Origin of the sequence: Actinoallomurus spadix, assembly GCF_024055725.1 — a bacterium.
Taxonomy (GTDB): Bacteria; Actinomycetota; Actinomycetes; order Streptosporangiales; family Streptosporangiaceae; genus Actinoallomurus; species Actinoallomurus spadix.
Genome location: NZ_JAMXMX010000006.1, coordinates 319,817 through 331,629 on the forward strand (window position 1 = coordinate 319,817; position 11,813 = coordinate 331,629).

Consider the following 11,813-nt stretch of genomic DNA (forward strand, 5'->3'; position numbering starts at 1 on the left):
GCTAGGGTGACGATCTGCTCCCGCGGCGTATCGGCGTGAAGGCTCGACGGAATAGTTGAAACTTCAATCACGTTGCAGGGGTCGTACCGACCGAGGAGGTTCCGATGCCCGCCGTGACCGCAGACCCGTTGACCTTGACCCGACTGCCCCGCCTGCCCCAACAGGACACCGCCTGGCGGCCGGTGGCCAAGGTCGTCACCGCCTCCAAGCACCTGGAGGGGGAGGGCTTCCAGGTCCGCCGGCCGTTCCCCGGCATGGACCTGTCACTGGCCGACCCCTTCCTCCTGCTCGACCACATGGGCGCGGTGGAGTACGCCCCGGGCGAGGCGAAGGGCACGCCCTGGCATCCGCACCGCGGCTTCGAGACCGTGACCTACGTCATCGACGGCGCCTTCCAGCACCGGGACACCACCGGAGGCGGCGGCCTGATCACCGACGGCGCGACCCAATGGATGACCGCCGGAAGCGGGCTGCAGCACATCGAACAGCCCACGCCCGAACTCGTCGCCAAGGGCGGCCTCTTCCACGGCGTGCAGCTGTGGGTGAACCTGCCGCGCGCCCAGAAACGAGTGCCGCCGCGGTACCAGGACATCGAGTCCCGTGACGTGGCCCTGCTGTCGAGCGACGACGGCTCGTCCGTCGTCCGCGTCATCGCGGGCGAACTGGCCGGGCACCGAGGACCCGGCATCACGTACACACCGATCACCTACCTGCACGCGACGGTCGCGCCCGGCGCACGGCTCACCCTGCCGTGGCCGCGTGACTTCAACGCCCTCGTGTACGCCCTGTCGGGCCGTGGCCAGGCGGGGCCGGACGGGCGGCCGGTGGACGAGGGACAGCTCGCGGTCTTCGGCGCGGGCGACGCGCTGACCGTCACCGCGGCCGGCTCGCAGCCCCTCGCCGGCCGGAACGGCTGGGAGATCCTCGTCCTGGGCGGCCTGCCGATCCGCGAGCCGATCGCGCGGTACGGCCCGTTCGTGATGAACACCCGCCAGGAGATCATCGAGGCGTTCGAGGACTTCCAGGCCGGCCGGATGGGCACCGTCCCCGCCGAGCGGGTCCCTCACCGCAGCGCCGCAGACGAACCCCTGCCCCGGAGCTGAGCCGCGATCCCGGGCCTGGCTGCGATCCTGGTTCTCCTGCTGCCGTCCCTCTAGGTCGCGGCCGTCATCGGCGAGCGACTCTTCCACGAGGTGGCCCCGCAGCATTTCGGCAACCTGGGACGGTCGCTGTTCACGATGTTCACGGTGCTCACGGTCGAGAACTGGCCGAGCGTCGCCGGGGACGTCATGGCGAGGGAACCACTGGCCTGGATCTTCTTCGTCACGTTCATCGTGGTCACGGCGTTCTTCATCCTCAACTCGCTCATCGGTGTGATCGTGTCCTCGATGCAGAGCGAGGTCGACTCCTCGCGCTGGGAAGAGGATCAGGAACTGGAACTGGAACAGCACACCGAACTGATGAACGAGATCCGGGCGCTCAGCGAGAAGGTCGACCGCCTCATGGCCGAGTCCTCGACCACCGCGGACCGGAATCCGTCCCAGAGTGCGAACGCGTCGAACGAGATAGGCGCGCGACCGAACGGGATAGGCGAGGCCGGCCGACGCCTGACCCCACGCCATTCGCGATCCGCCCCCGGTGCCCCGGCCAGCGCCTTGCCGTCGCTCTGACCACCTCGCCGCCGATGTGGCCACTACGCCGTCATAGCGGACCGCACGCTGTACCTTTTGCCCTATCCGGGCCGCAACAACGGTGGCAAGGAGCTCAGATTGACGGCAAGGTCCCGGCTCGGCCGCCGCTGCCTTGGCTCGCTGCCACCCGGCACCCCGGCCAGCGACTCGTCGCTCTCGCTCACCTGCTGTTCGGCGCGTTGTGGCAGGCGGGTCTGGTCGTCGCGGTGGCGCCGGATCGGCGGGCGGCGATGGCCGACGCGCTCGACGGCATGATCGATACTTTGTTCGACGTCTAGCGGGCGTTCCGCTGACGGGCCCGCTCGGGTGCGCTACCGTGGCAGGACTTCGAACACAGGTTCGACATTCTGGATGCGCACGTCTTGAGGAGGCGGGGCCGGTGGCGATCCTCACCGCTCCGGTGGCGACGCGGTGCCGGCCGCGCCGCCGCGCGACACGCCGTAGCACTTTCTACGGAAATCTACGGCCGCAGCTATATCGGCTCATAGAGTCCGAGAGCGTGGACCCCGTGCGCAATCCGTACGCCCCCGGCGCGGGGCAGCGGCCCCCAGAGCTCACCGGCCGCGACCGCGAGCTGCGACAGTTCGAGGTCGTCCTCGAACGTGTCGCGCACGGCCGCCCCGAGCGCAGCATGATCCTGACCGGCCTGCGCGGCGTGGGCAAGACCGTGCTGCTCAACACGTTCCGGTCGATGGCGATTCAGCGGCTGTGGGGGACGGGCAAGATCGAGGCGCGCCCCGATCAGTCGATCCGCCGCCCCGTGGCCTCCGCCCTGCACATGGCCGTACGGGAGCTGGCGCCCCGGCACCGCGCGCCCGACCGCATCGAGGGGTTCCTCGGGGTGCTGAAGGCGTTCGCGCAGGCCGAGACCGAGCCGGTCAAGGGCAAGGCCGTGCCGCGCCGGTGGAATCCCGGCATCGACGTGCCCGCCGCGCGGGGCCGGGCCGACTCCGGCGACCTGGAGATCGACCTGACCGAGCTGTTCGTGGACGCGGCGTCGGTCGCCACCGACCTCGGGGTGGGCATCGCGCTGTTCGTCGACGAGATGCAGGACATTCCGGCCGATGACGTGTCGGCGCTGTGCGCGGCCTGCCACGAGCTGTCCCAGAGCGGCGGTCCGCTGATCGTGGTCGGGGCGGGGCTGCCGCACCTGCCCGCGGTGCTGTCGGCCAGCAAGTCCTACTCCGAGCGTCTCTTCCGGTACGCCCGCATCGACCGGCTCGACCGGTCCGCCGCCGATCTGGCGTTGCTGGCCCCGGCCGAGCGGGAGGGCGTGACCTTCACCCCGGACGCCCTCGACGCGCTCTACCAGGCGGCCGACGGCTATCCCTACTTCGTCCAGGCGTACGGCAAGGTCGCCTGGGACATCGCGCCCGAGACCCCGATCAGCGCGGACGACATCAAGGTCGCGGCCCCGGAGGCGGAGGGGGAGCTGGCGGTCGGTTTCTTCGGCAGCCGGTACGAACGGGCGACCCCGGCCGAGCGGGACTACATGCGGGCCATGGCGTCGCTGGGCGACGACCCGGTGCCGACCTCCACCGTCGCCGAGGAGCTGGGGCGCAAGCCGTCGAGCCTCTCGCCGGCCCGCGACGGCCTGATCAAGAAGGGGCTGATCTACAGCGCGGAGCGCGGTCTGGTCGCCTTCACGGTGCCGCACTTCGGGCATTTCCTCAGGTCCCAGCCGGTCTGACGTCGTATACCGGTCTCTTGCGCACGCACTAGAGAGGCGTAGACGGTCCGATCGAGCGTCGAGCGGAATCTACGCCTGTCTAGCCGCATCGTTAGAGAGCCCTAGAGAACGATCGAGAGTCGGCTCGAGCTCTTTCTAGCGTTCTCTAGCCGAGAGCGAAGAGTCCGCTATACGTCGGCAGAGACGCCGAGGAGGTCGGCGGTGCGCAGGACCCGCGCGAACCGGCCGTGGTGCAGGTGGCGGACCTCGCGAGACGGTCCGGTACGGCGCCGCGGACGTTCGCCCGGCACTTCACGCAGCCGGCCGGCACCACGCCCGCGCACTGGCTGATCCGGCAGCGCGTCGCCGAGGCGCAGCGGCTGCTGGAGACCACCGACCTGGCGGTCGAGCAGGTGGCGGCCCGCACCGGGTTCGGCACCGCCACCATGCTCCGCCGCCACTTCGCCCGCGTCGTCGGCGTCCCGCCCACGAGTTACCGCCGGACGTTCGCCGGGTCCCCGGCCGGCGCGTAGTCCTTCAGCGTCAGCGAGCGGGCCACCTCCGTGAGGCGCGCGATGGCGTCGTCCGCGTCGCCGGCCGTCTCCAGACGGTCTCGGTCGTCGACCAGCGCGAGCGCCTGGTTCTGGGCGACGAAGTCCCGCAGTTCCGCCTCGTACGCCGCGAACCCGGCCTCGTGGTCGCCGCCGGCCGCCGCCAGCTCCCCCGCCAGGACGTACGCGCCGACGAGGGCCATGCTCGTCCCCTGCCCCGACATCGGCGACCCGCAGTAGCCGGCGTCGCCCAGCAGCACGACCCGGCCGCGCGACCAGCGGCCCATGTGGATCTGGACCATGGCGTCGAAGTAGAAGTCCGGCGCGTCCCACACGTACTTCAGCGCGGTCGGGAAGATCCACACGTCGCCGACATTGTCGGCCAGGAGCCGCTTCTGCGCCTCGATGTCCTGGTAGTCGTAGTCCAGCGGCTCCTCGGACGCGAAGCCGACGTACACCCGCACCTCGGCGTTGCCGCGGGCGCTCATCACCCCGCCGCCGACGCCGTCCTCCATGCAGAAGGTCTGCCAGCGGTCGAGCCCGAGGAAGTTCGGCGCGGTGTAGACCCCGATGTACATCCCGAGGTGGCGGATGAAGTCCGTCTCGGGGCCGAAGACCAGCCTGCGGACGTTCGAGTGCAGCCCGTCGGCGCCCACGACCAGGTCGTACGACCGCGCGGCGCCGCTCTCGAACGTGACGTGCGCGCCCTCCTCGTCCTGGGCGATCGCGGCGATCGAGTCGTTGAATAGGTACTCCACCCGGTCCCCCACGGCCTCCCGCAGCAGAACGACCAGGTCGTCGCGCATGAGCTCGACGTCGGGACCGTCGAGGACGCCCCCGGTGAGCGTCCGCTCGGTGCTGGAGTACAGCTCCTTGCCGGTGCCGTCGACCAACGACGAGCCGCGCATATCCGTCTTGAGCCGGCGGAGGTCCGCCACGATGCCCATCCGCTCGGCGACGTCCAGCGCCGTGCCGCGTACGTCGATCGCCTGACCGCCGGGCCGGGGCTCCGCGGCCCGCTCCACGACCGTCACGTCGAAGCCGTACCGGTCCAGCCAGTACGCCTGCGCCAGACCCGCGATGCCGGCACCGGAGATGAGGACGGGTGTGTTCCGCATGAGAGGACTCCCTGAGACTCGGATCGGCGCGGTACCCCCCGCGCCGATCCGACTGTCGCGCCCGGCGCGCACCGGACGCTGACGCTCCGCTGGCAGTGCCTGACACGCGCGTCTCAGCGCCCGGCGCGCCTGTGTCGGCGCGCCGTCAGCGCCTCCCGGCGAGGCCGCCAACGCGGGACGTTCCGGTGGCACCGCCTGGGTGGGGCGTCTCGGCAGAGCGGTCTCGGCGGGGCCGCCTGGGCGGGGACGTCTCGGCGGGGCCGCGCGTGCGCCGGCGTCCACAGACGGGACTGTGCACACGCTGCGGTCCGGAGTCGTCGTCCTGGTGCTCCCATCCCGAGCTCCACGCCACGCCGGCGCGTACGGCCGCCGGTCCCCCGTCGACCGGGACGGCGAACACGACCTCGACCGGCCGGCCGTCGACCTCCCCGGGGTAGACGAGATAGCGGTGGCAGAGCTCCCGCCACACGTCGGTGGGCTCGGCCGAGGTGAGGGACGCGGCGTGCTCGCGCCACGCGGCGCTCGGCCGCAGCGCGGCGTACGTCGCGTCGAGGGGAACGTCGCGCAGCTCGCACGGGACCGGATGCAGCCGGCGTTCGACCGCGGCCGCCACCTCGGGGGAGAGCGCCAGGAACGCCAGGCAGTCCGCGGCCAGCAGCGCCGCGGACCGGCCGTCCGCCGAGGCGAGGATCTGCGCGCCGGTCTCGTGCACCCCGGCCGCCAGGATCGCCGCCCCGGTCAGCACCCCGGCCCGTACGACCCCCAGCCGGCGGGCGGGCCCCGCGCTGAACCGGCCGAAACAGCCGCACGCCTGCCCGGAGCCGCTGTGCACGAGGTCGGCGACGACGGACGTGGCGGTCGCGAAGAACACCACGCTCGCCAGCCGTACCGCGAACATCGAGGTCGTCAGCAGCAGGACGCCGAGCAGCGCCTCGCCGGCCGCGAGGGCCAGGGTGACGGCCCCGTCACGGTACCGGGCGGGGACCTGCGCACGGCCGCGGGGGAGCGCCTTGCCGGCCGCCGCGGCGAGGAGCACGGCGGCCAGGAACGGGATCTGTACCTCGCGGAACAGCTCGGTCATGAAGCCTCCTTCGTCGGCCTCATGACCAAGGTGCCGTACTGATCGATTCCCTCGCTTCGCTCGGTCATGGGAGCCTCCTTCGTCGGCCTCATGACCAGGGTGCGGTACTGATCGATTCCCTCGCTTCGCTCGGTCATGGGCGGTCCACTCGTACCGTGACGTTGAAGCATCCGGCGTCCAGGTCGCCGCCCAGATCGACGAAGGCGCTCCTCGACAGCTCGACCACCCGTCCGCGTGGGGACGTCCCGCACCGGACACAGCGGTCACAGAAGCGCGCCGCGAGACAGCCGCACTCGATGACGGGCACGGGCGCCTCCTGGCCGGTGCACTCGTTGCGGACCCGCACCTCGCTGCCCAGGGAGAGGTACGGCAGCCGGGTCACCGGGCCGGTGCCGCAGCCGCCGCCGTCACCGTACGGGTCCAGGGCGGGGTACGCCGCGCCGCGCACGCCGTCGGGGTGGTCGAACCAGGTGGCCGTGCCGCGCAGGATCCGCACGGATTCGGCCTCCCGGCGCGAAGCGGGCTCGATCGCGTGCGGCGCCGGCTGGGGCGACGTGTGCGCGGGCCGCAGCCCGAGGATCTCGTGCCCCCGCCGGACGCCGATGACGTCCAGCAGCGAACCCGGCTCGAGCCGCGGGTGACGCACCTGCACCCGGCGCATCGCCTGGGCGGGCACGGTCACGGTGAGCCGTCCGCGATGCGGCCCGGCGTCGACCTCGAACACGTCACCGGTGCGCTTGGTGATCACGCCGGTGACCCGTGCGATGTCGACCCAGATCTGCTCCGCGGCCAGCCCGCCGGACGCGGCCGGGCGTACGACCGCGTGCCGTCCGGGACGCAGCGCCGCGAGCTCGGCGCGGCCGTCGTACCAGATGGAGACGGTCGCCGACATGGGCAGCCGCACTTCGGAGCCGTCCGCCAGGGCGAGCGTGAGAACGTGCGGGCTGGCATCGACGATCACCCCTTCCAGCGCGCGCCGCGGCCAAAGGTCTTCTTCTTCCGGATAACGCGGCGGGTCGCCCGACACCACCGCCCGGAGCCTGCGTCGGCGGTGCATTAAATCGCGGGAAGGCAGCATGGGGGAAGCTCCGAACATCGATGACAGTGCTCATGGCCGGTGCGACGGGAAGTCGCACGTCAAGCCTTACCCCGTGCGTTCCTTCTGTCGACTCCTTTGTCCAAATCGGCCAAAGATGCTGAGAGGTATACGTGACAATTTTTCATGATTGCTGCGTAGTGCGTTGGCCGAAACATGAGCAGGGAGTTGATCCGTAATTACGGTCTCCGTGCGATCGTCGGCATCGTCAGAACGAACTCCCCAGCATGCCGGACGGTCCCGTGGGAACTGCGTCGCACGATGAGTTCCGTGACTTCGTCGCGGCACGGCGTCCCACGCTCCTGCGCGCCGCCCTCCTCCTCACCGCCGACCGTACGGAGGCCGAGGACCTCCTGCAGGCCGCCCTCGCCAGGACCTACCTCGCCTGGGACCGGATCAAGGACCGCTCCGCCCTCGACGGCTACGTCCGCCGCGCGATGGTGAACATCAACATCTCCTGGTGGCGGCGGCGTCGGCTGGATGAGTACCCGACCGACGAGATGCCCGACACGCCCGTCGCCGACCACACCGGCCGCAGCGAACTGCGCGACGCCCTCGACCGCCTCCTGGGCCGCCTGCCCGCCCGCCAGCGCGCGTACGTCGAACTGCGCTACTTCGACGATCTCACCGAGGCGGAGATCGCCCAAGCCCTCGGCGTCAGCGTGGGCACGGTCAAGAGCACCGTCTCCCGCGCCATGGCCAAACTCCGCGAGGACGCCGAGGAGGAGCTCGCCACCCTGGACTGACCGCCGAGTGAAGGACCACAATCCGGTCACACCCTCAAGCGTGGAGGCCGCCGTGTGGAGCACGATGCAGGACCATCCGCTGACCATCACCGCGATCATGCGATACGGCACCCGGATCTGCGGCGAGGCCGAGGTCGCGACCTTCACCGGCGACGGGATGCGGCGCACGTCGTACGCCGAACTCGGCCGCCGCGCCGCCCGGCTCGCGAACGCCCTCCGCCGCCTCGGCGTCGACGCCGACCAGCGCGTCGCGACCTTCCAGTGGAACAACACCGAGCACCTCGAGGCGTACCTCGCCGTCCCGTCGATGGGCGCGGTCCTGCACACGCTCAACATCCGGCTCGCCGCCGACCAGCTCGTCTACATCGCCGACCACGCCGAGGACGACGTCGTCATCGTCGACGACACCCTCGTCCCCCTCCTCGCCACCATCCTGCCCCGGATGAAGACGGTCCGGCACGTGCTCGTCACCGGAGAGGCCGACCTGACCCCCCTGGAACCCGCCGGCAAGGAACTGCACTCCTACGAGGCCCTCCTCGCCGCCGAACCCGACACGTTCGACTGGCCCGAGCTCGACGAACGCCAGGCCGCGGCCATGTGCTACACCAGCGGCACCACCGGTAACCCCAAAGGCGTCGTCTACTCCCACCGCACGGCGTACCTCCATTCGATGGCCGCCTGCACCGGCAACGGTTTCGGGCTGCGCGCCGCGGACCGCGTCCTGCCCGTCGTGCCGATGTTCCACGCGAACGCCTGGGGCCTCCCGTACGCCGCCCTCATGGCCGGCGCGTCGCTGCTCATGCCCGACCGGTTCCTGCAGGCCGAGCACCTCGTCCGCATCATCGAGGACGAACGCCCCACCATCTCCGGCGCGGTCCCCACCATCTGGAACGAGGTCCTCCGGTACGCCCAGGAGAACGAATCCGACCTGAGCTCCCTGCGCCTCGTGCCCTGCGGCGGCTCGGCCGTCCCCGAGTCCCTCTTCCGCGCGTTCGACGACCTCGGCGTCCGGATCGTGCAGGCCTGGGGGATGACCGAGACCTCCCCCCTCGCCTCGGTCGCCCACCCGCCGCCCGCCTGCCCCGACCCCTGGCGGTACCGCGTGACCCAGGGCCGGATCGTCAGCGGCCTGGAGGTCCGCGTCGTCGGCGACGGCGACACGGTCCTGCCCGCCGACGGCGCCTCCGTCGGCGAGATAGAGATCCGCGGCGCCTGGATCACCGGCTCCTACTACCGGGACGAGGACCCCTCGAAGTTCCACGACGGCTGGCTCCGTACGGGCGACGTCGGCACCGTCTCCCCCGACGGCTACCTCGTCCTCACCGACCGCGCCAAGGACGTCATCAAGTCCGGCGGAGAGTGGATCTCGTCGGTGGAGCTGGAGAACCTCCTGATGGGCCACCCGGACGTCGTCGAGGCCGCCGTGATCGGCGTCCCGGACCCCAAGTGGCAGGAACGCCCGCTCGCCTCCGTCGTCCTCCGCGAGGGAGCCACCACCTCCGCCGCCGACCTGCGGGCCTACCTCGCCGACCGCGTGCCGAGATGGCAGGTCCCAGAGCGCTGGTCCTTCATCGCCGCCGTCCCCAAGACCTCGGTGGGCAAGTTCTCCAAGCGCACCCTCCGCCGGCTCTACGCCGAAGGCGCCCTCGAGGTCGTCGAAACCAAGTAACCCTCAGTCCATTGCGGCGGCGTAGTGGTCACGACGACGGCGAGGTGGTCACATCGGCGGCGAGGCGGCCACGACGGCCGAGGTGCCGGCCTGAGCGCCGTCGGGTGCGGTCAATGCCGAGGATCCGCGTTGCCGGGGCGGCGGGAACCCTCGGCATGGGCCGCCGGGCGGACCACCTACCGGGTCGATTCGGGCGACTGGGCCTGACGCTTTGCCGGTAGGGGCCGATGCCCGGTACGCTGTGTGCGGCCTGGTGGCCACCGAGGAGGCTTCGCCTAGTCCGGTCTATGGCGCCGCACTGCTAATGCGGTTTGGGCTTACCGTCCATCCGGGGTTCAAATCCCCGAGCCTCCGCCCAGTGATCAGGGCCTTCCCCAGTCGACGACGGGGAAGGCCCTTGATCGTTCCTGGGGCTCCTGCGGCCCCAGTCGCCGTTGCTACTCCTCGCCCCACAGGGCAGCGCCCATCCGGGCGCCGGTGTCCTCGTCGGTCTCCTGCCGGCCGCCGTCGCCCAGGGTCGGCTGGGGTGACTCAGCCCGGGCCGCCGGCGTCCTGAGCGATCCAGCCGGGCGTGTCGAAGCGCACGGGCTGCGCGCCGACCAGCGCCGTGAGGTGTTTCTCGATGCTTTCGAGTTCGGCCGTGCCGATCTGCTTCGCCCACTGTTCGCGTAGCTCGTCGAAGATCGCCTCGCCCTCGCGCAACACCTCGAAACCGAGCGGGGTGACCTGGAGCCGCTTGCGGCGGGCATCGTGTGGATCCGGCCGGCGGGTCACGTATCCGCGCTCCTGCAACACCTGGATGGTCTTCGCCGCCGACTGCTTGGTGATCGACAGGCGACGGCCCAGCTCCGAGGCGCTGTCGGCGCCCGCGGCGATGGCCCGCAGGGCGAAGTCGTGGACGGGGCGCACGTCAGGGTGGCCGCGCTCGGCCAGTTCGGTGATCGCGGAGTCCACGAGCGCGCGGAAGCCGCCGAGCAGCAGGAGCGCGAGATCGGCACCGGAGCGAGACATGGGGCAAGAGTACGGCAACTCCTGGACAAAGACAGAATGGCTGTCTATATTTCGACAGTCAGACTGTCGAATCCAGAAGGAGAGAGCCCATGACCACCGCGCCGGCGAGTCGCCCTCTGCCCCAGGTCACCCACCACCGTGCCCACGTCAACGGAACGACCCTGCACTATGTCACCGCGGGAACCACCGGATCCGCGATCCTGCTGGTCCATGGGTTCCCCGAGACGTGGCACACCTTCCGCAGGCTCATCCCTCTGCTCGCCGCGAGTCACCGGGTCTTCGCCGTGGATCTGCGCGGCTTCGGCGACTCGGACGTCGCGCCGAGCGACTTCGACAGCAGGACGTCGGCCGAGGACCTGCACCACCTGATCACCCACCTCGGTATCGGCCCGGTCCATCTCACGGGGCAGGACATCAGCGGGGCGACGGTCTTCCGGCTGGCCACCGGGCACCCCGAGGACGTCCTCAGTCTCACCGCCATCGAGATGGGCCTGGCCGGGTTCGGTCTCGAGACGCTGGCCGACGTCACCCACGGCGGCGCCTGGCACATCGGGGCACTCACCGCGCCCGGCATTCCCGAGATGCTCCTGACCGGCCGCGAACGCGAGTTCCTCGGGGGATACGCCTTCCCCGCCATGACCGCCACCCCGGGAGCGATCAGCGATGCGGACATCGACGAGTTCGCCCGCACCTACGCGCGTTCCGGCGGCTGGCGTGGCGCGATCGGCCTCTACCGGTCGATGCTGCGGGAAGGTCCCGAGATCCGGAGTCTCGCCGAATCGCCCGGCCTGAACGTGCCCGTGCTCGCGATCGGTGCCGGTGGTGGCTCCTTCACGGCCGACACCATGTCCCGAGTCGTGTCGACGGGAATCAGCGCCGTCCAACTCGACGGTGTCGGCCATTACGCCGCGATGGAGGCCCCCGAGGAGGTGGCGAAGGCCCTTCTCGGCTTCGTCGGCGGCATCGACTCACCGAAAGACGGCCGTAAGGCGTTCGGTGAGTCGGACCGGTGACCAGGACGCGGGGGCCCGCCGGCGGACTCGCTCGCCCTCCTGGGGTGTTTGACCGGTATAGGCTACAGAGCTTCCCTTGTCCCGTACTCGCGTATAAAGTCCCTTTGGGATTTTCCGGGGAACGGGGAGCGCGTGCGGTATTTCACTTTGCGGCGCATGGTGGCGAGA

Annotated in this window: 11 protein-coding genes and 1 tRNA gene; 8 read left to right on the forward strand and 4 right to left on the reverse strand. The window is 70.8% G+C overall.

The window, feature by feature from the left end; all coding sequences use genetic code 11:
• The first annotated feature begins 104 nt into the window (after positions 1-104).
• The 4 genes from NE235_RS11420 (at position 105) to NE235_RS11435 (ending at position 3,893) form a co-directional block, all read left to right on the forward strand.
• Positions 105-1,103 carry a pirin family protein gene (locus NE235_RS11420; protein ID WP_252801635.1) on the forward strand — a complete coding sequence of 333 codons (999 nt, stop codon included), beginning with the start codon at positions 105-107 and terminating at the stop codon, positions 1,101-1,103.
• Between the two features lie 66 nt (positions 1,104-1,169).
• Complete coding sequence (locus tag NE235_RS11425) at positions 1,170-1,670, forward strand: ion transporter (RefSeq protein WP_343885748.1); 501 nt, start codon at positions 1,170-1,172, stop codon at positions 1,668-1,670.
• A 520-nt stretch (positions 1,671-2,190) separates the two neighbouring features.
• Entirely contained in the window at positions 2,191-3,381 is a 1,191-nt protein-coding gene (locus NE235_RS11430) for an AAA family ATPase (RefSeq protein WP_252801639.1), read from the forward strand.
• 227 nt (positions 3,382-3,608) lie between these two features.
• Positions 3,609-3,893, forward strand: coding sequence for a helix-turn-helix domain-containing protein (locus NE235_RS11435; protein ID WP_252801641.1), 285 nt, complete (start codon positions 3,609-3,611; stop codon positions 3,891-3,893).
• Here NE235_RS11435 and NE235_RS11440 read toward each other — a convergent pair.
• The 3 genes from NE235_RS11440 to NE235_RS11450 all read right to left on the reverse strand — a co-directional run bounded on the left by NE235_RS11440 (position 3,854) and on the right by NE235_RS11450 (position 7,071).
• Positions 3,854-5,029 carry an FAD-dependent monooxygenase gene (locus tag NE235_RS11440; protein ID WP_252801643.1) on the reverse strand — a complete coding sequence of 392 codons (1,176 nt, stop codon included), beginning with the start codon at positions 5,027-5,029 and terminating at the stop codon, positions 3,854-3,856. The two genes, NE235_RS11435 and NE235_RS11440, sit on opposite strands and share 40 nt — an antisense overlap.
• A 145-nt stretch (positions 5,030-5,174) precedes the next feature.
• Positions 5,175-6,110, reverse strand: a complete 936-nt coding sequence (locus NE235_RS11445) for a MauE/DoxX family redox-associated membrane protein (RefSeq protein ID WP_252801645.1) — start codon at positions 6,108-6,110, stop codon at positions 5,175-5,177.
• Between the two features lie 133 nt (positions 6,111-6,243).
• Entirely contained in the window at positions 6,244-7,071 is an 828-nt protein-coding gene (locus NE235_RS11450) for a hypothetical protein (protein ID WP_252801647.1), read from the reverse strand.
• 362 nt (positions 7,072-7,433) lie between these two features.
• Between NE235_RS11450 and NE235_RS11455 the strand changes: the two genes are divergently transcribed.
• The 3 genes from NE235_RS11455 to NE235_RS11465 all read left to right on the forward strand — a co-directional run bounded on the left by NE235_RS11455 (position 7,434) and on the right by NE235_RS11465 (position 9,975).
• Entirely contained in the window at positions 7,434-7,952 is a 519-nt protein-coding gene (locus NE235_RS11455; RefSeq protein WP_406567562.1) for a SigE family RNA polymerase sigma factor, read from the forward strand.
• 52 nt (positions 7,953-8,004) lie between these two features.
• Positions 8,005-9,621, forward strand: a complete 1,617-nt coding sequence (locus NE235_RS11460; protein WP_252801651.1) for a long-chain fatty acid--CoA ligase — start codon at positions 8,005-8,007, stop codon at positions 9,619-9,621.
• Positions 9,622-9,885: 264 nt separating this feature from the next.
• A tRNA-Ser gene (locus tag NE235_RS11465) sits at positions 9,886-9,975 on the forward strand.
• Positions 9,976-10,152: 177 nt separating this feature from the next.
• Here NE235_RS11465 and NE235_RS11470 read toward each other — a convergent pair.
• Positions 10,153-10,632 (reverse strand): MarR family winged helix-turn-helix transcriptional regulator, encoded by a 480-nt coding sequence (locus NE235_RS11470; protein WP_252801653.1) that lies wholly within the window; start codon positions 10,630-10,632, stop codon positions 10,153-10,155.
• Between the two features lie 89 nt (positions 10,633-10,721).
• On the opposite strand from NE235_RS11470, the gene NE235_RS11475 reads away from it, so the two are divergent.
• Positions 10,722-11,645 (forward strand): alpha/beta fold hydrolase, encoded by a 924-nt coding sequence (locus NE235_RS11475; protein ID WP_252801655.1) that lies wholly within the window; start codon positions 10,722-10,724, stop codon positions 11,643-11,645.
• Positions 11,646-11,813: the final 168 nt, after the last annotated feature.